Genomic DNA, 22,921 nt, shown 5'->3' on the forward strand with positions numbered 1-22,921 from the left:
GCGGGCGGGCCGGGAACCAGCGTATTATTTAACGTTTTGCCGCCTACGCTAACAGAACCCGCCAGAGACAAATCATGCCGCACTACCGTTCCCGCACCTCGACCCACGGCCGCAACATGGCCGGCGCCCGCGCCCTGTGGCGCGCCACCGGCATGAAGGACGGCGACTTCGGCAAGCCCATCATCGCCGTGGTGAACTCGTTCACCCAGTTCGTGCCGGGCCACGTGCACCTGCGCGACCTGGGCGCGCTGGTCGCCAAGGAAATCGAGGCCGCGGGCGGCGTCGCCAAGGAATTCAACACCATCGCCGTGGACGACGGCATCGCCATGGGCCACGGCGGCATGCTGTATTCGCTGCCCTCGCGCGAACTGATCGCCGACTCGGTCGAATACATGGTCAACGCGCATTGCGCCGACGCCATGGTCTGCATCTCCAACTGCGACAAGATCACCCCGGGAATGCTGATGGCCGCGATGCGCCTGAACATCCCGGTCGTGTTCGTGTCCGGCGGCCCGATGGAAGCGGGCAAGGTCAAGTCGCCCACCGACGGCAAGGTCGTCGCCAAGATCGACCTGATCGACGCCATGATCAAGGCGGCCGACCCCAACGTGTCGGACGCCGACGTGGCCGAAGTGGAACGCAGCGCCTGCCCGACCTGCGGCTCCTGTTCCGGCATGTTCACGGCCAACTCCATGAACTGCCTGACCGAGGCCATCGGCCTGGCGCTGCCGGGCAACGGCACCATCGTGGCCACGCACGCCTGGCGCCGCGGCCTGTTCGAGCAGGCCGGCCGCCTGATCGTGGACCTGTGCCGCCGCTATTACCAGGAAGAGGACGCCTCGGTCCTGCCGCGCAGCATCGCCACCAAGAGCGCGTTCCAGAACGCGATGGCGCTGGACGTGGCGATGGGCGGCTCCACCAATACGGTGCTGCACCTGCTGGCCGCGGCGCAGGAAGCCGGCGTGGACTTCACCATGGCCGACATCGACCGCATTTCGCGCAAGGTGCCGTGCCTGTGCAAGGCCGCGCCCGCGACCGACAAGTACCACATCGAGGACGTGCACCGCGCCGGCGGCATCCTGGGCATCCTGGGCGAACTGGCGCGCGCCGACCTGCTGGACCTGTCCTGCGGCAACGTGCACAGCGGCACGCTGGGCGCAGCCATCGCCAAGTGGGACGTGAACGGCGGCGCGGGCGAAGAGGCGCAGAAGTTCTACCGCGCGGCGCCCGGCGGCATCCCGACCACGGTGGCGTTCAGCCAGGACGCGACCTTCCTGACGCTGGACCTCGACCGCAAGACGGGCTGCATCCGCAGCAAGGAAGACGCGTATTCCAAGGACGGCGGCCTGGCGGTGCTGTACGGCAATCTGGCCGAGAAGGGCTGCATCGTGAAGACGGCCGGCGTGGACGAGTCGCAATGGGTCTTCACCGGCCGGGCGCGCGTGTTCGAAAGCCAGGACGCGGCGGTCGAGGGCATCCTGGGCGACCAGGTGGTTCCGGGCGACGTGGTGGTGATCCGCTACGAAGGTCCGAAGGGCGGGCCGGGGATGCAGGAGATGCTGTATCCGACCTCGTATCTGAAGTCCAAGGGGCTGGGCAAGAGTTGCGCGCTGTTCACGGACGGGCGTTTCTCGGGCGGCTCTTCGGGGCTGGTGATCGGGCATGCTTCGCCGGAGGCGGCGGAAGGCGGCACGATCGGGCTGGTGGAAGAAGGCGACGTGATCGAGATCGATATTCCGAATCGCCGGATTCATCTGGCGGTGTCCGATGAAGTGCTGGCGCGCCGGCGGGCGGAGATGGACGCGCGGGTCGACGGGTGGGAGCCTGTGGGGCGGGAGCGCGTGGTTTCGCAGGCTTTGCAGGCTTATGCGGCGTTGGCGACTTCGGCGGATCGCGGGGCGGTTCGTGATCTGTCCCAGTTGAAGCAGAAAAAGTGATCTTCTGATCGTTGCTCTGGTTTCTTGATCTCGGCGCCATTTTTTGGCGCCGTTTTTTTGGTTTGGCGGAGCGTGGTTTGTAGGTCGCCCGGCGGCGTGGGTGGCGTGGCTGCTCGCGCCCACGATTGCGGTCCGGAGCGTTCGCTCCGGACTGCCCCTTCGTCATCCTCGTCCGCCTTCGGCTCCCTACGGATTCCCTCGGGCGCATCGAGGTTGCTCGCAGCCACGCCACTCACGCCGCCGGGCTGCCGCCGTCTTGGCTTGCCGCGCTGTTGGAGCCGGGTTCAGTGGCGATTCTTGCAATGCCCGCCGAGTTTGGCCGCCCGGGCGGCCAAACTCGGCATACAGGGTTTCCTGCGTCGTGACGGTGTGCGCTGGCGCGCTTGCGTAGGCTCACCGGTTTGGGTGGGGTGGTGATGGATGGCGCGCGGCAGGCGGTATTTTTCTTGGGGACGGTGTCTCGCGCGCGCCATCCATCCGGCGGCGGGGTTAAATTGGCGATTGTTCGATGGCGCGCAGCGCGATCGCCGGACGCAAGATACCGCGTATGCCCGAAGAGGCCGCCGCCGTGCCGGGCGCGTAAGAATTCAACTACAAGCCTCCTTCAATGCCCACTCTCGAAAACCAAGGAGCCATCCTATGTCTCTGAATTCTGATGCTTTGCGGTTGTTTCTGGGCGTGGTGGATGCGGGTTCGCTGAGCGCGGCCGCGGAGGTGCTGGGGCATACGGCTTCGGGGGTCAGCCGCGGGTTGTCGCGGCTGGAAGAGGACCTGGGCGTCATGCTGCTGAACCGGACCACGCGGCGGATGGATCTGACCGAGGAGGGCAAGCATTTTCTTCCCAAGGCGCGGCAGATCGTGGCTTCGCTGGAGGAGGCCGAGGAATGCATGCGCAAGGTGCATCAGCGGCCTGCGGGGCGCTTGCGGGTGGATGCTTCGGTGCCGGTGATGCTGCATTGCGTGGTGCCGCATGTGGGGGATTTCCGGCGGGAATATCCGGGGATTTCGCTGGAGCTGACCAGCAATGACCGCATCGTGGACCTGATGGAGCATCGCACGGATGTGGCGTTGCGCATGGGGCCGTTGACCGATTCCTCGCTGCATGCGCGCACGCTGCGGCCGTCGCCGCGCTGGGTGATGGCCAGTCCGGATTACGTGGCGCGGCGCGGCGCGCCGGAGCGGGTGGAGGATCTGGCGGGGCATGAGGTGCTGGGGTTCACGCAGCCCGAGAGCCTGAACGTGTGGCCCTTGCGGCATGCGGGAGGCAACAGCTTTCTGGCGGTGCCCACGCTGGCGACTTCCAGCGGCGAGACGCAGCGGCAGCTGGCGTTGCGCGGCGTGGGCATCGCCTGTCTGTCGGACTTCGTCGTGCGCGACGACATCAAGGCCGGCAGGCTGCTGCGGTTGATGGAGTCGGAGTACTCCGACTATCTGCAGCCCATGCACGCGGTGTATCACCGCAACACGCAGCTGTCGCGGCGCATCGCGTGCTTTCTGGATTTCATCGCGGCGCGCCTGTGAGGCGCGCCGCCAGGGCCGTTCAGGCGTGCAGGGCGCGGCCGAAGGCCGCGAGCACCGATTCGTGCAGGGTTTCCGACAGGGTCGGGTGCGCGAACACGGCGTGCATCAGGTCTTCCTCGGTGGCCTCCAGCGCGGACGCCACGCCGTAGCCGGTGATCAGCTCCGACGCTTCGGGGTGGATGATGTGCGCGCCCAGCAGTTCGCCGGTGGCGGCGTCGAACACGGTCTTCACCAAACCCTGGTCTTCGCCCATGGCGATGGCCTTGCCGTTGCCGGCGAAGCTGAATCGGCCGACGCGGATGTCGCCGCCGTGCTGTCTGGCGTGTTCGCGGGCGCGCGCTTCGGTCATGCCGACGCTGGCCACCTGCGGGTAGGAATAGGTGCAGGCGGGGATGCGCAGCGCATCGAGGGGATGCGCGGGCTTGCCGGCGATGGCGTCCACGCACAGCACGGCTTCGTGGCTGGCCTTGTGGGCCAGCCACGGCGCGCCGGCCACGTCGCCGATGGCGTAGACGCCCGGCTCGTCGGTGCGGCACAGGGCGTCGGTGACGATGTGGGTTTTTTCCACCTTGACGCGGGTCTGCTCCAGGCCGAGGTTTTCCACGTTGCCCACGATGCCGGCGGCGACGATGACGCGCTCGGCCTCCAGTTCGCTTTGCCTGCCCTGTTGGTCCAGCGCCACCTTCACGCCAGAGGCCGTCGGCGAGGCGCTTTGCACGGCGCATTGCGTCAGCACGCGGATGCCCTGTTTTTCGAAGGCCTTGCGGGCCAGCTGCGAGATTTCGGCGTCTTCCTGCGGCAGGATTTCGGCCGTCATGTCGATCAGCGTGACCTCGGCGCCGACGGCGCGGTAGAAGCTGGCGAATTCCGCGCCGATGGCGCCCGCGCCCACCACCAATAGCGATTTCGGAATCTCGGCCGGCGTCAGGGCCTGGCGGTAGGCCCAGATGCGCTCGCCCAGGGGCAGCGCCGGCAGTTCGCGGGCGCGCGCGCCGGTGGCCAGGATAATGTGCGGGGCCGACAGCGTGTCGCCGTTGTCCAGCGCCAGCCTGCCGGCGCCGGCCAGCCTGGCGCTGGCGGCGAACACGGTCACGCCGTTTTTCTTCATCAGGTGGGCCACGCCCTGGCCCAGCCGGTCCGCCACCTTGCGCGAGCGCGCCACCATGGCGGCGAGGTCCGGGCGGGCCTGGCCGGCGTCCGCCACGCCGTAGCGGGCGGCTTCGCGGCAGGCGCGCAGCACGGCGGCGCTGTGCAGCAGGGCCTTGGTGGGGATGCAGCCCCAGTTCAGGCAGATGCCGCCCAGTTCCGAACGCTCCACCAGGGCCACCGACATGCCCAGCTGCGCGCCGCGGATGGCGGCGACGTAGCCGCCGGGGCCGCCGCCCACCACGATGAGATCGAATGCAGTCTTGGTCATGGCGGGGCTCACAGCAGGATGCGCACGGGGTTTTCTAGCAGCTTGCGCAAGGCCGCCAGCCAGCGTGCGCCCACGGCGCCGTCCACCACCCGGTGGTCGGCCGACAGGGTCACGGTCATGACGGAGGCGACGGCCAACGCGCCGTTCTCGTCCACCACCGGGCGGCGCTCGGCCGCGCCCACCGCCAGGATGGCGGCCTGCGGCGGGTTGATGATGGCCGCGAACTGGCCGATGCCGTACATGCCCAGGTTGCTCACCGTCAGCGAGCCGCCGGTGAATTCCTCGGGCTTCAGGCGGTTGACCTTGGCGCGGGCGGCCAGCTCGACGATTTCTCCGGCGATGGCCGACAGCGGCTTCACGTCGGCGTCGCGCACGATGGGCGTGACCAGTCCGCCGTCGGTGGCCACTGCCACCGAGATGTCGGCGCCGGCGTGGTATTCGACGGCATCCTCGTGCCAGCTGGCGTTGACCTCGGGCACTTCGCGCAGGGCCAGCGCGGCGGCGCGCACGATGAAGTCGTTGACCGACAGCTTCACCGCGCCGCCCTGGTTGGCCTGCGCGCGCAGCGCCAGCAGCGCGTCCATGCGGCAATCCACCGTCAGGTAGAAGTGCGGCACGTTCTGCTTGCTTTCGGTCAGGCGGCGGGCGATGGCGCGGCGCATGCCGGTGTGCGGCACGCGGCGCGCGGCGGGGCGGGCGGCCAGCGGCGAGGGCGCGGCGGCGGGGGCGCGCTCGCGCGCCGCCTCCACGTCGCGGCGCACGATGCGCCCGCGCGGGCCGGTGCCGGCCACGCTTTGCAGATCGATCTGCCATTGCGCGGCCAGGCGGCGCGCCAGCGGGCTGGCGAACAGGCGCGCGGCCGGGGCCGGCGTTTCGGCGGCAGGCGCGGGCGCCGGCGCCGCGGTGGGGGCGGGCGCGGCGCTGGGGGTCGCCGCCGCACCGGCTTCGGCCAGGACGCGGTCTATGCCCGATGCGTCCTCGCCCTGCGCCAGCAGCACGCCGATCACGGTATTGACCGGCACCGAGGCAGCGCCGGCCTGCACCACGATGCGGCCGAGCACGCCGGCGTGCTCGGCGTTGATCTCGACGATGGCCTTCTCGGTTTCGATTTCCGCCAGCGCATCGCCCACGGCGACCGTGTCGCCTTCCTGCTTGAGCCACTGGTGCAGCGTGCCGCCCGAGGTGTCGGCCGCGACGGAGGGGAGTTTGATGAGGTGTGCCACGTTGTTCGTCCCGTTGTTCGTTCTATCGTTCGGCGCCGGCCAGATCGGGCCGGTAGGCGGCCGGATCGTCGTACTCCACCAGCTCCAGCACATTGCCTTCGGGATCGCGGAAGAACGCCAGCCAGGTGCCGGGGCGCACTTCCATCGGCGCCGGCGCGCTGTCGAAGGCCACGCCCCTGGCCTGCAGGTCGCGCACCACGCCGGGCAGGTCGCGCACGATGAAGGTCAGGTAGGTCGCGCCCTGGCGGTCCAGGATGGCGCCGCCGCGCGCGGCGGCTTGCGGCGCGGCGGCCGGCTGCAGCAGCTTGATGCGTTCGCCGTAGGAAGTCTGCAGGCGCGCCACCTCGTAGCCGTGCCGCGTCAGGCCGGTGGCCTGGGCCTTGTCGGCCGGCACGCTCACGCGGTTGACGAGCGTCAGCCCCATGATGTCGGTGTAGAAGGCCTGCAGCGCGTCCAGGTCGGCGCAGCAGATGCCGACTTCCATCGGCACGGTCATGCGCAGGGCGGCGCTCATGCTTTTTCTCCCAGGTCGGCCAGCACGTCCTGCAGGCCGGCCACGACTTCCTCGGTGTCGGCGAACGCCGCGCGTTCGAGCACCTTGGAGATGCTGGGCGAGGCCTCGCCGCCGGTCACGCGCTTGACCGGCTGGTCCAGCCAGTCGAAGTAGCGGCGCTGGATCTCGTCGGCCAGCATGGCGCCGTAGGAGGTGCCGCGGGCGCCCTGTTCCACGATCAGCACGTTGTTGGTTTTCCGGATGCTGGCGCCGATGGTGTCCCAGTCCAGGCTGGCGCGGTCCAGGGTGCGCAGGTCGATGACTTCGGCGTCCACGCCGGCGGCTTCGGCGGCCTTGAGCGCGCGGCCGACCATGGACAGATAGCTCAGGATGGTGACCTTGCCGCCGGCGCGGCGCACGCACGCCTTGCCGAACGGAATCGCGTAGTCCAGGTCGTCGGCCGGCACTTCGCCCGACGAGGCGTAGAGGTCCACGTGCTCGATCACCAGCACGGGGTCCTTGGAGGCCAGCGCGGTGTTCATCAGGCCGATGTAGTCGAAGGGCGTGGACGGCGCGACGATGCGCCAGCCCGGCGCGGTGGCGAAGATGCCGGCCGGGTCCATCGAGTGCTGCGAGCCGTAGCCCGTGCCCATCGCGACCTTGGTGCGCAGCACGAAGGGCACGTCGATGTCGCCGCCGAACATATGGCGGGCCTTGCCGATCTGGTTGAAGATCTGGTCGGCCGCGACCCACATGAAGTCCGGGTACATGAATTCCACGACGGGCCGGTAGCGGCCGTCCATGGCCAGGCCGCCGCCCAGGCCGGCGAAGGCGTTTTCAGAAATGGGCGTGCCCAGCACGCGGTCGGGGTACTTGTCCTTCAGGCCGCGCGTGGCGCCGTTGGTGCCGCCCTTCAGGCGGTGCACGTCCTCGCCCAGCACCACCACGCCGCCGTCGGTCTCCATGCGGCGGTCCAGCACGTCGGCCACGGCGTCGACGAATTTGCGCTCGACGCGCCTGCCGGCGTGGTCGGCGGCTTCCTGGTAGCGCAGGCCGGCCAGCTCGGAGCCATCGCCGCGCAGGCCCACGTCGCGGAAATCCGGGCTGGGCCAGAGGTCGGCGCGCACGCGGCGCTTGCCGCCCTCGGCGGCTTCGGTCAGGCGGCCGGCCACCGCTTTCATGGTGTCCTTGCAGCGCTGGCGCAGCGCGTCGACCTCGGCCTGCGAAATCAGGCCGCGGCCGATCATCTCGGCGGCGACGCGGTCCAGCGGATCGCGGCCGCGCCATTGCGCTTCCTCGTCCTTGCTGCGATAGCCGAAGGCGCTGCCGGGGAAGGGGCCGTTCTGGTGGAAGTAGCGGTACACGTCCACTTCGACGATGGTGGGGCCGTTGCCGGCGCGCATGTGCGCCACGGCTTCGGACATGGCCAGGTACACCGCCAGCGGGTCCATGCCGTCGACCTGCCACGACGGAATATTGAAGGCCTGGCCGCGCGCCGACAGCCGCGGCTCGGCGGTGGATTCCTCCACCGTGGTGGAGACGGCGTAGCGGTTGTTCTCGATGAAGAAGCACAGCGGCGTCTTCCAGGCCGCGGTCAGGTTCATGGTTTCCAGCACGGAGCCGATGTTGACCGCGCCATCGCCGAAATACGTCACCGCCACCCGGTCGGTGCCCGCGTGCTTGTGGGCCCAGCCCGCGCCGGCGGCCAGGGGCACGCCGCCGCCGACGATGGCGTTGGTGCCCAGCGCGCCGGCTTCCAGCCAGCGCAGGTGCATGCTGCCGCCGCGTCCGCGGCAATAGCCCTGGGCCAGGCCCATGATCTCGGCCAGCGTCTTCTGCAGCACTTCGTCGATGGCGGGCGTGAGCGGATCGCGCGGGTCCAGGCCTTGCGGCGCGACGTGCTGCAGCGCCTTGGCCAGGAACTGGTGGTGGCCGCGGTGCGAGCCGTTGATCTGGTCGCCGGCGCCCAGCGCCAGCACCGAACCGACCGCGCCGCCTTCCTGGCCCACGGACGAGTGCGCGGGACCGTGCACCAGGCCTTCGGCGGCCAGTTCCAGCACGGCCTCTTCGAAGGCGCGGATCCAGTGCAGCTGGGTCAGCATGGTGCCCAGCAGGGCGGGGTCCGCCTGTTGCCAGTCCTTGGCTTCGACCGTCAGTTGCCGCCAGGGCGCTTGCGAGGCAAGCGGTTGGTAGGTGGCCATGAATGAATCTCCAGAATAGGGGTAGGCGTCTTGCGGTTAGAGGTAGCAGTAGCGGCTCCAGCCGCCGTCGGCCACCAGGGTGTGTCCGGTGATGTAGGCGGCCTGGCGCGAGGCCAGGAACACCGCCAGGTCGGCCATCTCGGCCGGCTGCGCCAGGCGCCGCAGCGGCGTGCGCTGCCTGAGGCGCTCGGGGTCCAGGCGGCCGCGCGCGGCCAGGTCGCGCACCAGGTCCGTTTCCACGTAGCCCGGCGCCAGCGCGTTCACGCGCACGCCGGACGGTCCCCATTCCACGGCCAGGGTCTCGGTCAGCAGCACCACCGCGCCCTTGGTGGCGCAATAGGCCGCGCGGTCGGGCGCGGCCACCACGCCGTACATGGAGGCCAGGTTGACGATGGAACCCGAGCCGGCGGGCACCATGCGCCGCCCGGCGGCCTGGGCGCACAGGAACACGCCGGTCAGGTTGATGTCCACGGCGCGGCGCCATTCGTCCACGCTGACTTCCAGCGTGGGCTTGTTGGCCGACACGCCGGCGTTGTTGACCAGCACGTCGATGCGGCCGTAGGCCGCTTCGACCTGCGCGAAAGCGCGTTCGACGGCGTCGGCGTCGGTGACCGAGGCCTGGCAGGCCAGCGCCTGGGCGCCCTGCGCCGAAAGGCCGGCGACGGCCTCGTCCAGCGCGGCGGCGTCCATGTCCAGCAGCGCGAGGCGCGCGCCCTGGCGGGCGAAGGCCTGCGCCGTGGCCAGGCCGATGCCCCGGGCGCCGCCGGTGATCACCACGGCCTGGCCGCGCAGTTCGGGATGGAGGGTGTCGTTGGGATAGTCCACGATAGATGCCTGATAGAAAGAGGGGGCGCCGGCGCTCACACCGCCAGCCATTCCTGGACCACGTCCTGGCGCTCATGCAGCTGCGCGGGCGGTCCTTCGAAAACGATGCGGCCGTGGCCCATCACGCTGACGCGGGTGGAGACCTTGAGGGCGATGGTCAGCTTCTGCTCCACCAGCAGCACGGACACGCCGCGCTTGTGGATGTCGCGGATCACGTCGGCGATCACCTCCACGATCTTCGGCGCCAGCCCTTCGGTGGGCTCGTCGATCAGCATGACCTTGGGGTTGCCCAGCAGCGAGCGGCACATGGTCAGCATCTGCTGCTCGCCGCCCGACAGGTTGCCGGCGCGGGTGGCGCGGCGCTCCTTCAGGCGCGGGAAGTAATCGAACATCTGGTCCGCCGTCCAGAAGGGCGCGTCGGCGCGCCTGGGCTGTTCGCCCATGCGCAGGTTCTCGTCCACCGTCAGGTTGGCGAACACCTCGCGTTCTTCCGGCACGAAGCCCAGGCCGGCGCGGGCGATCTCGAAGGGCCGCTTGTTGGTGATGTCGCGGCCTTCGATGGCGATGCGCCCGCCGGTCACGTCCACCAGCCCCATGATGCTTTTCATGGTGGTGGAGCGCCCGGCGCCGTTGCGGCCCAGCAGACTCACCACTTCGCCGCGGCCGATGCCCAGGTCGATGCCGTGCAGGATGTGGCTCTTGCCGTAATGCGCATGCACGCCCTGCAGGCTCAGCAAGGGGGATTGCGTCGTCATACCGTCTCCTCTCCGAGATAGGCTTCGCGCACGCGGGCGTCGCCGCGGATCTCGGCCGGGGTGCCGGTGGCCAGGATCTCGCCGTACACCAGCACGCTGATGCGGTCGGCCAGCGAGAACACCACCTGCATGTCGTGTTCCACGATCAGCAGGGTGCAGTCGCGGGTGACTTCCTTGATCAGCTCGACCGTGTAGTCGACTTCATGCTGCGACATGCCCGCCATCGGTTCGTCCAGCAGGATGACCTCGGGACGCGAGGCCAGCGTCATGCCGATCTCCAGCGAGCGCTGCTCCGAATAATTGAGGTCGCCGGCGGCGGTGTCCTGCTTGGCCGCCAGCCGCACCTTCTCCAGCAGGCGGTCCACGTCTTCGTTGACCTTGCGGTTGCGCGCGATCGGGCGCCAGAAGTTGTAGACCAGGCCGTGCATGCGCAGCACCGCGAGCCGCAGGTTTTCGCGCACCGACAGGCGCGGGAACACGTTGGTGATCTGGAACGACCGCGCCAACCCCAGGTGGTTGATGCGCTCGGGAGGCAGGCCGCCGATGGGGCGCGCGCGCAGGCTGATGTCGCCCGAGGTCGGCGCGAACGAGCCCGACATCAGGTGAAACAGCGTGGACTTGCCCGCGCCGTTGGGGCCGATGACGGCATGGCGCTCGCCTGTCCGCACTTTCAGGTTCACGCCGCGGATGATCTGCGCTTCGCCGAAAGACTTGCGCACGTCGGTCAGGGTCAGGATGTCGTGGCTCATTGGGCGGCCTCCAGCACGGGCGGGGCATCGGCGTCGTCGCGCCACAGGGCCAGCGCCCAGCGGCAGGCGGCCAGGCCCGCGGCGAACAGCGCCAGCGGGATCAGCCAGGTGAGCGGCGCCAGCGGCGCCCATTCGTGGCCGAACAGCGCGATGGGCGGCCAGCCGGCCTCGGGGTTCATCTCCAGCAGCGCGCGGTAGTCGCGCGCGAACATGCGCTGCAGCAGCTCCACCGTGAATACGGTGGCGCCGGTCAGCAGCAGGCCGGCGGCGGCCGACACCGCGGCCCGCGGCAGCCAGCTGGCCGCGCCGCGTTCGCGCAGCGAGCGGGCCGCGCGCTGCACCAGTCCCACCAGGCCGTCGGGCACGAACAGCATCACCAGCACGAACAGAATGCCCTGGTACAGCAGCCAGGAACGCGTGATGTCGGCCAGCGTCTGCGACAGGAAGGTCAGGATGGCGGCGCCCAGCACCGGGCCCAGGAAGGCGTTGACGCCGCCGATGTAGGCGAACAGCACCGCGTCGGTGGACAGCTTGACCTCGAACAGCACGTAGTTGCCGGCCTCGATGTTCAGGGCCTGCAGGCCGCCGGCGATGCCGGCGAACATGGCCGACAGCGCGAACACCAGGGTCTTGAGCGTGTGCGGGCGGTAGCCCAGGTAGCGCAGGCGGTGGGCGTTTTCGCGCAGGCCCAGCGTCAGCCGGCCCAGCGGCGTGCGGGTCAGGCCGTACAGCGCCGCCAGCGACGCCAGCACCCAGGCCAGCACCAGGAAGTACACCTCGACGTCCGAGCCGAAGGTGAAGCCCCAGGCCGGCATGCGCATGGCGGACAGGCCCGCCTCGCCGCCGAACACGCCTTTCAGGTGCGGCGCCAGCGCGTGCAGCAGCTCGGCCAGCGCCAGCGTGATCATCGAGAAATACACGCCGGCCCGCATGGTGGCGAACCAGCCCGCGACCAGGCCGAACAGCAGGCCGGCCACGCCGCCGGCCAGCGGCATCAGGGGCGTGGGCAACAGCCCCGCGCCGCCCAGCGCGTTCATGGCATGGATGGTGGCGAAGGTGCCCACGCCGAAGTAGGCGGCGTGGCCGAAGGACAGCATGCCGCCCTGGCCGGCCAGCAGATTGAAGGCGCAGGCGAACAGCGCGGCGATCAGCATCTGCACCGCCGCCACCAGCTGGCCGGCGGGCAGCAGCCAGGGCAGCGCGCACAGCGCGGCCACGCAGAGGATCAACAGCAGCAGCCCGGAAGCGCGGCGGGTTTGGCTCATGGCTGTTCTCCCTTGAGGCCCGAGGGCTTGACCAGCAGCACCACCAGCATCAGCAGGAAGGGCAGGGTGGCCGCCAGGCTGGAAATCTTCACGGTCATCAGGCCGCCCACGCGCTCGGCCCATTCGCCGGCGCCGAACAGGCCGAACAGGGTCGCCAGGCTGGCGTCGACGCCGACCGAAAACGAGCTGATCAGGCCGATCAGCAGCGACGCGATCATCGCGCCTTCGAGCGAGCCCAGCCCGCCCACCACGACCACCACGAACACCAGCACGCCGAGTTCCAGCGCCATGTTCGGGTTGGTGGTGTAGAACGCGCCGGCGACCGCGCCGGCCAGGCCGGCCATGGCCGCGCCCACGCCGAACACGCTCATGAACACCAGCGGCACGTTGTGGCCCAGCGCTTCGGCCATGCGCGGACGGTAGATCGCCGAGCGCACCACGATGCCCACGCGGGTGCGCGACAGCAGCAGGTAGATGACGGCGAACATCGCCAGCGACACGCCGCCCATCAGCAGGCGGTAGAACGGATAGTCGGCGTCGAACACGCGGAACGCGGCGAAGTTCAGGAACTGCGGCACGCGGTAGTCGACGGGAAAATCGCCGTAGAACAGCTTGATGAGCTCGGCCACGATGAAGGCCAGGCCGAAGGTCACCAGCAGCTCCTGCGCATGGCCGAACTTGTGGACGCGGCGCAGGAAATAGCGCTCCACGCCCATGCCCAGCACGCCGGCGATGACGGTGGCCAGCACCAGGGCCGCCCAGAAGCCGGTGACCGGCGTCAGGGTATAGGCGGCGTACGCGCCTATCATGTAGAACGAGGCGTGCGCGAAGTTCAGCACGCCCATCATCCCGAAAATCAGTGTCAGGCCTGCCGACACCATGAACAGCAGCAGGCCGTAGATCACGCCGTTCAACAGCGAGACGGTAAAGTATTCCATGTCCGCTCCAGGTTTTCGAACCGGGTCGAGTTGCGCGGGACGGACGCGCGCCGGGAGCCCGGGCTTGGGACCGGGAACTCGCGCGCCGCGTCCGTCTTACGTAAACGCCTGCCTCAGTCCGGCCGCTGCATCTTGCAGGTGGACTGCACCGGCGCGGACACGTCTGCCGCGGCCAGCACCTTGACCGGCTCGAAGCCCATGTCGGTGCCGTCGGCCTTGTACTTGGCGTTCTTGCTCACCTTGGACACCACCATGGGCAGCTGCACCTGGTGGTCTTCGGCGCGCATGGTGTAGGCGCCCAGCGGCGAGGTGTAGGTGACCTTCTCCAATGCCTTGGCCAGCGCCGGCACCGACAGCTTGCCGTCCTGCGGCTGGACCTGCTTGAGCGCTTCGCCCAGGAACTTGATGCCGATGACGGTCTGCGGCTCGGTGTAGCTGGGGTAATGGCCGGTCTTGGCCTTGTAGTCCTCGGCGAACTTCGCGCCTTCCTCGCCCGCGGCCTCGATGTTGTACGGGTGGGCGATGTAATGGCCCAGCGCCACGTCGCCGGCGTTGGCGAGGTTGCCGACCTGGTCCAGGAACACGGTGGCGAAGCGGACCTTCAGGCCGGCGGCCTGCGTGGCCTTCATCAACAGCAGCAGGTCGTTGGACCAGTTGCCGGTGATCACGGTGTCGGGATCGGCCGAGCGGATGCGCGCCACGTAGGGCGCGAAGTCCTGGATCTTGTTGACTTCGTGCAGGGTCTTGCCCACCACCTCATAGCCGTACTGCTTGGCGAAGCGCTCGGTGGCGCCTTCCATGTCCTGGCCCCAGGAGTAGTTCTGGTTGATGGCGTAGACGCGCTTGCCCAGCGTGCCGTCGGCCGACATGACCGAGGTCAGCGCCTTGACGCGCAGGTCGGCGTTGGTGGTGAAGCGGAAGTGATAGAAGTGGCATTTCTGCCCGGTCAGTTCCAGGGCTTCGCCGCCCACGTTCAGGAACACGACTTCCTTGCCCGGATTGCGCAGGTTGTGCTTGCGCACGTCCTCGGTCAGCTGGCCGGAGATGGCCGACGAGGAACCCTGCACCAGGATCTGCACGCCCGCGGCGGCGGCCGCGCGGAAGCGGTCGGAGGCGCCCACCGGGCCGCCCTGGTTGTCGAACTCGACCAGTTCCAGCGGCTGGCCGTTCCAGCCGCCGGCGGCGTTGATGCGGTCCAGCTCGTACTTGACCGCGGCGCGGAACATCAGGCCGGTCGAGGCCTGCGGGCCGGAAAGCGTTTCGATCAGGCCGATCTTGACGGGGGCGGCCTGCGCCGATGCGGCGATGCCGGCCAGGCAAAGCAGGCCGGAAGTGAAAACCAACTTCATGTGTGTCTCCTCCGTGGAATGGGAGCGTGGGCGGCGAGGCCCTGTTCTGCTGACGCGCTTGCCTGAAAGCGGCGCTTGATTTACGCTTTCACGATAGTTGTCAGTCAACTTTAATAAGTTGTCAGATAAATCATAGGGCAAGCAATTTTTCCGTGTCAAGCGGCCGCGCCGGCAGTCAAATCGAAGCGGCGGCCGCCGCCGGCAGGCCTGCTCGCCTCTCGAAAAGCGTTTCAGGAGACACCATGATTTCGTTCGAAGGAAAGGTTGCCGTCATCACCGGGGCGGGCAACGGGATCGGCCTGGCCACGGCCCGGCTGATGGCCGCGCACGGCGCGCGGCTGGTGCTGACCGATATCGACGGCGCGCGGCTGGAGGAAGTCGCCGCGGAGCTGGACCCCAGCGGCCAGCGCGTCTACACGCGGGCGCTGGACGTGTCCGCCGCGGCCGAATGCGAGCGCGCGTTCGAGGCCGCAGCCAAGCATTTCGGCGGGCTGGACCACCTGGTGCATTGCGCCGGCATCTATCCGGAAGGCCTGGTCAAGGACACCAGCGACGAAGCCTGGCGCACCCTGATGCGCGTGAACCTGGACGGCACGTTCTACGTATGCCGCGCGGCCCAGCGCCACCTGCGCCACGAAGGGTCCATCGTGCTGCTCACCTCGCTGGCGGCCCAGCGCGGCAGCTACGCGCACGCCGCCTACGCCGCGTCCAAGGGCGCGGTGCAGAGCTTCACCCGCAGCCTGGCGCTGGAGCTGGCGCCGCAGATCCGCGTCAATGCGGTGGCGCCCGGCATCATCGCCACCTCCATGACGCACGATCTGATCGGACAGAAAGGCGCACAATTGCTGGAAAGCACGCCGCTGCGCCGTTTCGGCACGGCCGAGGAGATCGCCGGTTCGATCGCGTTCCTGTGCTCGCCGCTGGCCGGCTTCGTCACCGGCGAGGTCATGCAGGTCAACGGCGGCATCCATATCGCGTAAAGTCGAAGCATCCCGACAGTCACCCACCATTCCAATGCAGCCCACCCAAGAACAGGACCCGCCGCGCGCCGCGCCCAAGAGTTCGCTTTCCGCGGCGCTGAGCGACACGCTGGCCGAACAGATACGCCAGGGCGTGCTTGCGCCCGGCGACCGCCTGCCCACGGAAAAGCAGCTGACCGAAACCTATTCGGTCAGCCGCGCCGTGGTGCGCGAGGCGCTGGCGCGCCTGAAGTCCGAAGGCCTGATCACCTCGCAGCAGGGCAGCGGGGTCTTCGTCGATCCGAATTTCCAGAAGAACGCGTTCCGCATCGCCGCGCCCACGCCCGGCGACAACCAGGACCTGGAGCACATCCTGGAGCTGATGCTGTCCATCGAGGTCACGGCGGCCCGCTACGCGGCCCAGCGCCGCACCGACGCGGACCTGAAGAAGATGCGCCAGGCGCTGGTGGGCATGGAGTACGCCCTGATCAACGACAAGCTGGGCGACGAAGAGGACTACCAGTTCCACCATGCCATCGTGCAGGCCACGCACAATCCGCACCTGGTGGCGCTGAACGACTACCTGGAAGCCAACGTGCGGCGCGTGATCCGCAGCGCGCGCCACAACACGGCGCGCATGTACGCCGAACGCATGGCCGCGGTGCAGAGCGAGCACCAGGCCATCTTCGCCGCCATCGACGGTGGCGATCCGGACGCCGCCGGACGGGCCGCCGAACAGCACCTGCGCAACGCCGCCGACCGCTTGCGGCTGTTCCAGGCCGAACGTCCGGCGCCCGTGTAGCCGCGTTCAGGCGAAGGTCTGCTCCATCTCGCGGCGGAACTGCACGGCCGGCGAGCGCTCGTCGTATTCCACGTCGCTCCAGCGCACCGGCTGCGACTGGCGCACGGGGTTCTTGAGCCTGACCTTGTGCGCCAGGCCCAGCGGCAGATAGCCGTCGGCCACCGAATCGCGCGCCGGCATCAGCCGGCCGTACACGGTGTAGCCGCCTTCGCCGTCCAGGACCTGGCCGGCCGGCAGGTCGCGCTTGGCGGTGGCCACGACGTCGCCGTGCCAGCCGGCCGGCGCGCCGGTGGGCTCGCGCCGCAGGCCCACGCTGGCCACGCTGATGCCCAGCTCCAGCCCGATCAGGTGATAGGGCTTGTACATGGCCGTGAAATTGCCGCTGGGGTCGGTGACCAGGCCGTATTCCTGGAAGCAGCGGCGCACGTAGTCGCTGTCGGCCGCGATGGTGACGTAGACGCCCCAGCGCAGGTCGCGGAACACCGGCCGGCCGTCGCGCTCCAGCGAGGAAATCACTTCCACCTGGCCGCGGTGGTGCAGCATGCCGCCGTTCTCGCGCGGGCGTAGCACGCGCGCCAGGTCGTCCACGCCGCAAGGCGGGAAGTGCAGGCCGGAAGGCGAGGGCAGCAGCCCGGTGGCGTTGGACACCGCGGCCATCTCGATGGCGCTCTTGGTGCCGTCCAGGAAGCTGTTGAACATCTGCGCGTTGAAGTCGCCGGCGGCGACCATCTCGGCGGTGAAGCCGTAGTACGGCCACACGGTGTCGGGGGTGGAGGTATGGAATTCGGGCAGGTACTTGGTGCCCTTGCCCGCGGCCATGACTTCGAAGCCGCTGGCGCGCGCCCAGTCCACCATCTCGCAGATCAGGGCCGGCTGGTCGCCGTAGGCCAGCGAATAGACGATGCCGGCCTCGCGCGCGCGGCGCGCCAGCAGCGGGCCGGCCAGCGCGTCGGCCTCGACGTTGACCATGATGATGTGCTTGCCGTGTTCGCAGCAGGCCAGCACGTGGCTGATGCCCGCGGCCGCCTGCCCGGTGGCGTCGATCACGATGTCGATGTCGGGGCTGGCGATGATGGCCTGGACGTCGTCGCTGAAATAGACCTTGCCGGTCTTGAGCGCGTCGGCGGTGCTGGCGGCATTGAGCGAGCTGGCCGGCCAGCCCACCCGGGTAAGCGCCGCCCGGGCCCGGTCGGGCGCCAGGTCCGCCACCGCCACCAGCCGGATGCCCGGCGTGCGCGGGGCCTGGCTGAGGAACATGGCGCCAAACTTCCCGGCGCCGATCAATGCGACACGCAAAGGCTTGTTATCGGCTTCTCGCTGCTTGAGCAGGCGGTGCAGATTCATGACGCGAACTCCTCCAGATTGATGTCAACAGGCGGAAACGGCAACACAGAATAGCCTTAAACCGCGCCTGCCGATACGGGAGTCATTCGTCTGCCGTGTACAGCTCTCCGGCCAGCACGTTGCGCCAGTTCCGCCAGGTGATCCGGGGCCGGTCGGCGACCTCCCGGTTGTAGGGCGCGTCGAACAGAATGTGCTTCCAGCGCGGCTTGACCGCGCCCTCGATGGCGGGTTTGTCGTCGATCAGCAGGCTGCCGTGCACCAGCGTCTTGTCCTTGGTCAGGATGAGGCGGTTGGTGGCCTCGCGTCCCAGGTGCTTTTCCACCCACAGGTACTTTTCCGCCACGCAGTTTTCGAACTGCGACAGCGGCGAGGTGCAGATGCGCACGTCCATGCCCAGCGCCAGCAGTTCCTTGACCGCCTCCAGCGCGCCGGGCACCGGCGGCAGGTTGCGGATGAAGCCCGGCGCGGTGTAGATGGCTTCGGCCATGCCGCGCAGCTCGGGCGCGTAGTCCTGGCGGATGTAGAACGATTTGCGGTCCTCGAGCGCCACCGGCGGAATCTGGGGATGGCGTTCGCGCCAGGCGTCGATGAAGGCGTGTTCGAAATCGGCGAGCACGCCGTCTTGGTCCAGCAGGATGATCATGGCGATCCGCGGTGGTTGCAACGTGCCGATTGTGCCTCAATCGGCCTGCGGACGGGATTGCGCCACGATGCGGTAGCGGCTGCCGCCGGTCAGCGATTCGGAGGCGACCAGCACCATGCGGTCATAGCGCCAGTGCAGCGGCGCGGGCGCTTCGGCCGGCGGCTGCGGATGCTCGATATTGCGCAGCAGGGTGACGTGGGGGCGGAATGGGTGCTGCGGCGCGCCCAGGCCGAAGCCGGCCAGCCATTGCCACAGCCCGTCGTGCGCGGCCTGCAGCGCGGGCGGCGTGTCGCCGGGACCGGCCCACAGGATGCGCTGGCGGGCGAATACACCGTAGCGGTCGAGTTCGATCGCCGCCGGCGCCAGCCGCCGTTCGGGCGTGGCCGCGATCAGCTCGTCGGCCAGCGCGGCGTCCACCGGTCCCAGGAAGGCCAGGGTCAGGTGCAGGGTTTCCGTGCGCATGAGGCGTCCGCCGCAGTGCGGCCGGGCATGCTCGGCCCAGGCGGCGAGGGATCCCGCCAGCGCGGGCGACGGCCATAGCGCGTAGAAGAGACGGACGGTCGACATGCCGTGATTGTAGGGGCGCGACCGCCGGCTTCAACCGCCCGTGGTGCCGCTGCCGCGCCGCCGCGTCAGGCCGGTGTCGAAGCGCTCCACGCCCGGGCGGGCGGGGCGGTCGAAGCGTTCCACGCCGGGCCGCGTGAACCGCTCCACCCGGGGCGGGCTCGCGGTCTTGGCCTGCACGCTCTGGGCGGCGGCCTGTTCGCGCCGGGCGATGATTTCCTCGGCGCGCTGGTGGTGCGGCGCCATCTTGCGCACCATCACGCGGCCGTCGCGCGGGAAGTAATTGATGCGGCGCGCATGCACGTCGCCCAGGTCCTGCGCCTTGACCGGAATGCCTTCGGTCTGCAGGTAGGAGAGCACGAACTGGCCGTTGCGCTCGCCGATGTTCATCTGCTGCATGGCCGACAGCACCGCCCCGCCGCCGAACACCTTGGCCTCGAGCCGGTCGCGCGCGGCGCCGGCCTTGAGCAGTTCGTTGATCAGCACTTCCATCGCGAAGGCGCCGTAGCGCATGGTGGCCGAGGCGGGCGACTGCATGTCGCCTTCCGGCAACATGAAGTGGTTCATGCCGCCCACGCCGGTCACGGGATCGTGGATGCACGCAGCCACGCACGACCCCAGCACGGTCGAGATCATCAGGTCTTCGTCGGTGACGTAGTACTCGTTGGGCAGTACTTTCACCGCCTGACACTGGAACGCGCTATCGAAATAGTGGCGCGTCGCACGGGCTTCAAGACGGGCGGCCATGGGAGGGGATAGGGAGCAAGGGCAACGAGAGGGACACCAAGACGTTCGGCGGGGAAACGGCGGTTATGTCAAAAAATGTAAAAAAATGACGATTTATTCTTGCACATCCGGGCGTGCGATGGGAGAAATCTCATGTAACGGCGGCGCGCGGACGCCGGCCGTGGGGGATGCCTGGCATCCTACACAGGCCGGCGCGGGCCGTTCCCCGGATCACGGGGAGGAAGGGGGGCTAGTCGGAGCCTTTGGGCGCCGTCAGAAGCGGGTGCTGCGGGTGACCGACCAGCGGGCGGACAGGGCGCCCAGGGCGGCCGCGGCGACCACCGCGCCGATCAGCACCGCGGGGCCGGGCAAATGCAGGGCGAATTCCGCGCCGTAGCTGCGGGCCAGCCCGACCAGGGCGTCGTTCAGCGGGGCCAGGGCCACCGCCGCCACGCCGATGGACAGCAGCGCCGCCACCGCGCCCGACAGCGCGCCCAGGTACAGGAAGGGACGGCGCACGAAGGATTCGGTGGCGCCGACCAGCCGCGCCACGCCGATTTCCTCGCGCTGCGACAGCGCCTGCATGCGCACGGTGTTGAACACGGTGGCCAGCACCACCACCGCCACGCAGGCGGCCAGGAACCCCAGGCCGATGCGGGCGAAGCGCAGGATGGCCTCTAGCCGCTGGACCCAGGCGCTGTCGAGCTGCACCAGGTCGACGTGGTTCCATTGCTTCCAGGACGCCGCCAGCTTGTCGGCCCGTCCCGCCAGGTCCTCGCCGTCGGCCAGCGTGACCACCACGGCGTCGGGCAGCGGGTTGCCCGGCAGCACGGCCAGCGCCTGCTGCCAGGCCGGGTTGGCGCGCAGGTCGGCCAGGGCGTCCTCGCGCCCGACCACGCGCACGGCGCGCACCTCATGGGCGTATTCGCCCTGGATGCGCCTGGCCACGTCGGCGGCCGCGCCGGCCGGCGCGTCCACCCGCATGAAAACGGTGACCTCGGGGGTGACGGAGATCTGGCGCGCCACCGGCTGCGCCGACACCAAAATGGCGCTGCCCAACAGCGGCAGGGCCAGGGCCAGCGCCATGACCAGCAGGTTGGCCAGCGACGAGAACGGCTGCTTGACCAGCCGCCGCAGGGTCACCATCAGGGCATAGCGGTGTTGCCGCAGCCAGGCGTTCATGCCGTCGCTCCCGGTTGGGCGCCGGCCTGGGAGTCGGCGAACTTGCCCGGCTCGATGCGCAGCGTGCGGGTGGCGTAGCGGGCCATGAGTTCCTGGTCGTGCGAGGCGATCAGCGTGGTGACGCCGACCCGGTTGAAATCGCGGAAAACGTTCATGATGCGTTGCGCGGTGTCATGGTCGAGGTTGGCCGTGGGCTCGTCCGCGATCAGGATGGCCGGCCGGTTGACGATGGCCCGCGCGATCGCCAGGCGCTGCTGTTCGCCGCCGGACAGCTCGATCGGATTGAGCTCTTCCTTGCCCGACAGGCCCACCTTGTCCAGCGCGGCGCGGGCGCGCGCGGCGGCCGAATTCCAGGCGTGGCCGGTGACGGCCAGCGGCAGCATCACGTTTTCGAATGCGCTGCGGTCGAACAGCAGGTGCGTGTCCTGCAGGATGACGCCCACCGCGCGCCGCAGGTAGGGCCGGGCGCGCGCGGGCAGCTTGTCCAGGCGCTGGCCGTTGACCTGGATGGAGCCCCGGCTGGCGGGCTCCAGCCCGCCGATCAGCTTGAGCAGCGTGGACTTGCCGGCGCCCGATGGCCCCGACACGAAAACGAACTCTCCCGCGTCCACGCGGAAGTTGATGTCGGCCAGGATATTGCGGCCGCGACCATATGATTTGAATACGTGCTGGAATTCGATCATGGCGGCTGTCAGATGAAGCCGCAATAGTAACTCGGGGACAGTAAGGTGGCCTAAGCCAGGCGGGGGAGCGGATGCGAAAAATTCCGCTGCCGCCCTATGTAGACGTCCCTTTTTACGGCCCGTACAGCGTTTCATTTCATCCCGTGTCCCTATATTTCAAGGGAATTCCCGGATGCGCCGCCCGCGGCGCGGACGCTACCATCCGCCCCATGCGTAGGCCCAAACGGCTGCGCGCGAATTCGCCTTATCCCACACGGAGAACACGATGAAAGTATTGAAACTCGCTGCTGTCGGCGCCGCCCTGTTTGCTGCTTCCGCCGCAGCCAACGCAGGCGCGACCTTCGACAACGTCAAGAAGAAAGGGTTTGTCCAGTGCGGGGTTTCGACCGGCATTCCGGGGTTCTCCATCGCCGACAGCAAGGGCGAATACAAGGGCATCGACGTCGACCTGTGCCGCGCCATCGCCACCACCATGTTCGGCGATTCCACTAAGGTCAAGTTCACGCCCCTGAACACGCAGCAGCGCTTCACCGCGCTGCAGTCGGGCGAAATCGACGTGCTGACCCGCAACACCACCGTCACGCTGACGCGCGACACCACCCTGGGCCTGATCGGCGTGGGCGTGAACTACTACGACTCGCAGGGCGTCATGGTGTCCAAGGAGCTGGGCGTCAAGAGCGCCAAGGAACTCAACGGCGCCACCATCTGCGTGCAGCCCGGCACCACCACCGAACTGAACCTGGCCGACTGGTTCCGCGGCCAGAAGATCGAATTCAAGCCGGTCGTGATCGACAAGTACGACGAAATCATCCGCGCCTTCTCGGCCGGCCGCTGCGACGCCTTCACCACTGACAAGTCGCAGCTGGCCTCGACCCGCACCACGCTGGAAAAGCCCGACAACTTCATCATCCTGCCGGAAGACTTCTCCAAGGAGCCGCTGGGCCCCATGGTGCGCCAGGGCGACGAGCAATGGTTCAACATCGTGCGCTGGTCGCTCAACGCCATGCTGGAAGCCGAGGAATACGGCATCACCAAGGCCAACGTCGATGAAATGACCAAGAGCACCAACCCCAACATCCAGCGCATCCTGGGCGTGACCCCGGGCATGGGCAAGAACCTGGGCGTTGATGACAAGTGGGCCTACAACATCATCAAGCAGGTGGGCAACTACGGCGAAAGCTTCGAAAGCACGCTGGGCAAGAGCAGCGCGATGAAGCTGGACCGCGGTCTGAACGCCTCCTACAAGCAAGGGGGCCTGATGTACGGCTGGCCGGTGCGCTGACGCGCGGCTGCCTGTTAAAACGGAGCCTGGCGCTCCGTTTTGCCTGGGGCCCGTTGACACCGG

Annotated in this window: 21 protein-coding genes; 5 read left to right on the forward strand and 16 right to left on the reverse strand. The window is 68.7% G+C overall.

The genetic code is table 11. The annotated features are described in order from the left end of the window. The first annotated feature begins 74 nt into the window (after positions 1-74). Together ilvD and AC1IQ6_RS02290 are read left to right on the forward strand one after the other, a co-directional pair. Complete coding sequence (ilvD, locus tag AC1IQ6_RS02285; RefSeq protein ID WP_111826043.1) at positions 75-1,937, forward strand: dihydroxy-acid dehydratase; 1,863 nt, start codon at positions 75-77, stop codon at positions 1,935-1,937. A gap of 639 nt (positions 1,938-2,576) precedes the next feature. After that, positions 2,577-3,458 carry a LysR family transcriptional regulator gene (locus tag AC1IQ6_RS02290; RefSeq protein WP_102773313.1) on the forward strand — a complete coding sequence of 294 codons (882 nt, stop codon included), beginning with the start codon at positions 2,577-2,579 and terminating at the stop codon, positions 3,456-3,458. A 19-nt stretch (positions 3,459-3,477) separates the two neighbouring features. Here the strand turns inward: AC1IQ6_RS02290 and lpdA are convergent, their stop codons facing one another. From lpdA to AC1IQ6_RS02340, 10 genes are all read right to left on the reverse strand, one after another. Continuing rightward, positions 3,478-4,875 carry a dihydrolipoyl dehydrogenase gene (gene lpdA, locus AC1IQ6_RS02295; RefSeq protein WP_485865742.1) on the reverse strand — a complete coding sequence of 466 codons (1,398 nt, stop codon included), beginning with the start codon at positions 4,873-4,875 and terminating at the stop codon, positions 3,478-3,480. 8 nt (positions 4,876-4,883) lie between these two features. Further along, positions 4,884-6,098, reverse strand: coding sequence for a pyruvate dehydrogenase complex dihydrolipoamide acetyltransferase (locus tag AC1IQ6_RS02300; RefSeq protein ID WP_111826041.1), 1,215 nt, complete (start codon positions 6,096-6,098; stop codon positions 4,884-4,886). 22 nt (positions 6,099-6,120) lie between these two features. Then, positions 6,121-6,612, reverse strand: coding sequence for a VOC family protein (locus tag AC1IQ6_RS02305; RefSeq protein ID WP_111826040.1), 492 nt, complete (start codon positions 6,610-6,612; stop codon positions 6,121-6,123). Further along, positions 6,609-8,792 carry an alpha-ketoacid dehydrogenase subunit alpha/beta gene (locus tag AC1IQ6_RS02310; RefSeq protein WP_102773316.1) on the reverse strand — a complete coding sequence of 728 codons (2,184 nt, stop codon included), beginning with the start codon at positions 8,790-8,792 and terminating at the stop codon, positions 6,609-6,611. Before AC1IQ6_RS02310 ends, AC1IQ6_RS02305 begins: the two co-directional genes overlap by 4 nt. A 36-nt stretch (positions 8,793-8,828) precedes the next feature. Next, a complete protein-coding gene (locus tag AC1IQ6_RS02315) occupies positions 8,829-9,617 on the reverse strand; it encodes an SDR family NAD(P)-dependent oxidoreductase (protein WP_111826338.1) in 789 nt (262 codons plus the stop codon). A gap of 35 nt (positions 9,618-9,652) precedes the next feature. Continuing rightward, on the reverse strand, positions 9,653-10,372 hold the full coding sequence (locus AC1IQ6_RS02320) for an ABC transporter ATP-binding protein (RefSeq protein WP_102773317.1): 720 nt from the start codon (positions 10,370-10,372) through the stop codon (positions 9,653-9,655). Beyond that, a complete protein-coding gene (locus AC1IQ6_RS02325) occupies positions 10,369-11,121 on the reverse strand; it encodes an ABC transporter ATP-binding protein (RefSeq protein WP_111826038.1) in 753 nt (250 codons plus the stop codon). The genes AC1IQ6_RS02320 and AC1IQ6_RS02325 overlap by 4 nt, the downstream gene beginning before the upstream one ends. Continuing rightward, entirely contained in the window at positions 11,118-12,386 is a 1,269-nt protein-coding gene (locus AC1IQ6_RS02330; protein WP_111826037.1) for a branched-chain amino acid ABC transporter permease, read from the reverse strand. The genes AC1IQ6_RS02325 and AC1IQ6_RS02330 overlap by 4 nt, the downstream gene beginning before the upstream one ends. Then, complete coding sequence (locus AC1IQ6_RS02335) at positions 12,383-13,324, reverse strand: branched-chain amino acid ABC transporter permease (RefSeq protein ID WP_111826036.1); 942 nt, start codon at positions 13,322-13,324, stop codon at positions 12,383-12,385. Before AC1IQ6_RS02335 ends, AC1IQ6_RS02330 begins: the two co-directional genes overlap by 4 nt. A gap of 113 nt (positions 13,325-13,437) precedes the next feature. Further along, the gene (locus AC1IQ6_RS02340; protein ID WP_102773321.1) at positions 13,438-14,673 is read right to left on the reverse strand and encodes a branched-chain amino acid ABC transporter substrate-binding protein; all 1,236 of its coding nucleotides are present in this window, start codon (positions 14,671-14,673) and stop codon (positions 13,438-13,440) included. Between the two features lie 242 nt (positions 14,674-14,915). On the opposite strand from AC1IQ6_RS02340, the gene AC1IQ6_RS02345 reads away from it, so the two are divergent. Together AC1IQ6_RS02345 and AC1IQ6_RS02350 are read left to right on the forward strand one after the other, a co-directional pair. Further along, positions 14,916-15,653: an SDR family NAD(P)-dependent oxidoreductase gene (locus tag AC1IQ6_RS02345; RefSeq protein ID WP_102773322.1), complete on the forward strand. Its 738-nt coding sequence runs from the start codon at positions 14,916-14,918 to the stop codon at positions 15,651-15,653. Between the two features lie 34 nt (positions 15,654-15,687). Beyond that, positions 15,688-16,434: a FadR/GntR family transcriptional regulator gene (locus AC1IQ6_RS02350; RefSeq protein WP_485865743.1), complete on the forward strand. Its 747-nt coding sequence runs from the start codon at positions 15,688-15,690 to the stop codon at positions 16,432-16,434. Positions 16,435-16,440: 6 nt separating this feature from the next. On the opposite strand, the gene AC1IQ6_RS02355 is transcribed toward AC1IQ6_RS02350, so the two are convergent. From AC1IQ6_RS02355 to AC1IQ6_RS02380, 6 genes are all read right to left on the reverse strand, one after another. After that, complete coding sequence (locus tag AC1IQ6_RS02355; RefSeq protein WP_102773324.1) at positions 16,441-17,778, reverse strand: NAD(P)H-dependent oxidoreductase; 1,338 nt, start codon at positions 17,776-17,778, stop codon at positions 16,441-16,443. Between the two features lie 82 nt (positions 17,779-17,860). Continuing rightward, positions 17,861-18,421, reverse strand: a complete 561-nt coding sequence (locus tag AC1IQ6_RS02360; RefSeq protein WP_102773325.1) for a 5'-3'-deoxyribonucleotidase — start codon at positions 18,419-18,421, stop codon at positions 17,861-17,863. 36 nt (positions 18,422-18,457) lie between these two features. Beyond that, complete coding sequence (gene thpR / locus AC1IQ6_RS02365) at positions 18,458-18,988, reverse strand: RNA 2',3'-cyclic phosphodiesterase (RefSeq protein WP_485865744.1); 531 nt, start codon at positions 18,986-18,988, stop codon at positions 18,458-18,460. A gap of 30 nt (positions 18,989-19,018) precedes the next feature. Next, positions 19,019-19,732 (reverse strand): chemoreceptor glutamine deamidase CheD, encoded by a 714-nt coding sequence (gene cheD, locus AC1IQ6_RS02370; RefSeq protein ID WP_102773327.1) that lies wholly within the window; start codon positions 19,730-19,732, stop codon positions 19,019-19,021. 252 nt (positions 19,733-19,984) lie between these two features. Beyond that, complete coding sequence (locus AC1IQ6_RS02375) at positions 19,985-20,893, reverse strand: cell division protein FtsX (protein WP_102773328.1); 909 nt, start codon at positions 20,891-20,893, stop codon at positions 19,985-19,987. Next, positions 20,890-21,576 (reverse strand): cell division ATP-binding protein FtsE, encoded by a 687-nt coding sequence (locus tag AC1IQ6_RS02380; protein WP_485865745.1) that lies wholly within the window; start codon positions 21,574-21,576, stop codon positions 20,890-20,892. Before AC1IQ6_RS02380 ends, AC1IQ6_RS02375 begins: the two co-directional genes overlap by 4 nt. Before the next feature lie 265 nt (positions 21,577-21,841). Here AC1IQ6_RS02380 and AC1IQ6_RS02385 point away from each other — a divergent pair, with 265 nt between their 5' ends. Next, positions 21,842-22,858 (forward strand): amino acid ABC transporter substrate-binding protein, encoded by a 1,017-nt coding sequence (locus AC1IQ6_RS02385; protein WP_102773330.1) that lies wholly within the window; start codon positions 21,842-21,844, stop codon positions 22,856-22,858. The last annotated feature ends 63 nt before the right edge of the window (positions 22,859-22,921 follow it).

Source organism: Achromobacter sp. MUI-25009338 (assembly GCF_057359325.1).

What these genes read in the sequence shown, in the direction of transcription:
- ilvD (WP_111826043.1), top strand. Translation starts at nt 75, where the DNA reads ATGCCGCACTACCGTTCCCGCACCTCGACCCACGGCCGCAACATGGCC.
- AC1IQ6_RS02290 (WP_102773313.1), top strand. Translation starts at nt 2,577, where the DNA reads ATGTCTCTGAATTCTGATGCTTTGCGGTTGTTTCTGGGCGTGGTGGAT.
- lpdA (WP_485865742.1), bottom strand. Translation starts at nt 4,875, where the DNA reads ATGACCAAGACTGCATTCGATCTCATCGTGGTGGGCGGCGGCCCCGGC.
- AC1IQ6_RS02305 (WP_111826040.1), bottom strand. Translation starts at nt 6,612, where the DNA reads ATGAGCGCCGCCCTGCGCATGACCGTGCCGATGGAAGTCGGCATCTGC.
- AC1IQ6_RS02310 (WP_102773316.1), bottom strand. Translation starts at nt 8,792, where the DNA reads ATGGCCACCTACCAACCGCTTGCCTCGCAAGCGCCCTGGCGGCAACTG.
- AC1IQ6_RS02320 (WP_102773317.1), bottom strand. Translation starts at nt 10,372, where the DNA reads ATGACGACGCAATCCCCCTTGCTGAGCCTGCAGGGCGTGCATGCGCAT.
- AC1IQ6_RS02325 (WP_111826038.1), bottom strand. Translation starts at nt 11,121, where the DNA reads ATGAGCCACGACATCCTGACCCTGACCGACGTGCGCAAGTCTTTCGGC.
- AC1IQ6_RS02330 (WP_111826037.1), bottom strand. Translation starts at nt 12,386, where the DNA reads ATGAGCCAAACCCGCCGCGCTTCCGGGCTGCTGCTGTTGATCCTCTGC.
- AC1IQ6_RS02335 (WP_111826036.1), bottom strand. Translation starts at nt 13,324, where the DNA reads ATGGAATACTTTACCGTCTCGCTGTTGAACGGCGTGATCTACGGCCTG.
- AC1IQ6_RS02340 (WP_102773321.1), bottom strand. Translation starts at nt 14,673, where the DNA reads ATGAAGTTGGTTTTCACTTCCGGCCTGCTTTGCCTGGCCGGCATCGCC.
- AC1IQ6_RS02345 (WP_102773322.1), top strand. Translation starts at nt 14,916, where the DNA reads ATGATTTCGTTCGAAGGAAAGGTTGCCGTCATCACCGGGGCGGGCAAC.
- AC1IQ6_RS02350 (WP_485865743.1), top strand. Translation starts at nt 15,688, where the DNA reads ATGCAGCCCACCCAAGAACAGGACCCGCCGCGCGCCGCGCCCAAGAGT.
- AC1IQ6_RS02355 (WP_102773324.1), bottom strand. Translation starts at nt 17,778, where the DNA reads ATGAATCTGCACCGCCTGCTCAAGCAGCGAGAAGCCGATAACAAGCCT.
- AC1IQ6_RS02360 (WP_102773325.1), bottom strand. Translation starts at nt 18,421, where the DNA reads ATGATCATCCTGCTGGACCAAGACGGCGTGCTCGCCGATTTCGAACAC.
- thpR (WP_485865744.1), bottom strand. Translation starts at nt 18,988, where the DNA reads ATGTCGACCGTCCGTCTCTTCTACGCGCTATGGCCGTCGCCCGCGCTG.
- cheD (WP_102773327.1), bottom strand. Translation starts at nt 19,732, where the DNA reads ATGGCCGCCCGTCTTGAAGCCCGTGCGACGCGCCACTATTTCGATAGC.
- AC1IQ6_RS02375 (WP_102773328.1), bottom strand. Translation starts at nt 20,893, where the DNA reads ATGAACGCCTGGCTGCGGCAACACCGCTATGCCCTGATGGTGACCCTG.
- AC1IQ6_RS02380 (WP_485865745.1), bottom strand. Translation starts at nt 21,576, where the DNA reads ATGATCGAATTCCAGCACGTATTCAAATCATATGGTCGCGGCCGCAAT.
- AC1IQ6_RS02385 (WP_102773330.1), top strand. Translation starts at nt 21,842, where the DNA reads ATGAAAGTATTGAAACTCGCTGCTGTCGGCGCCGCCCTGTTTGCTGCT.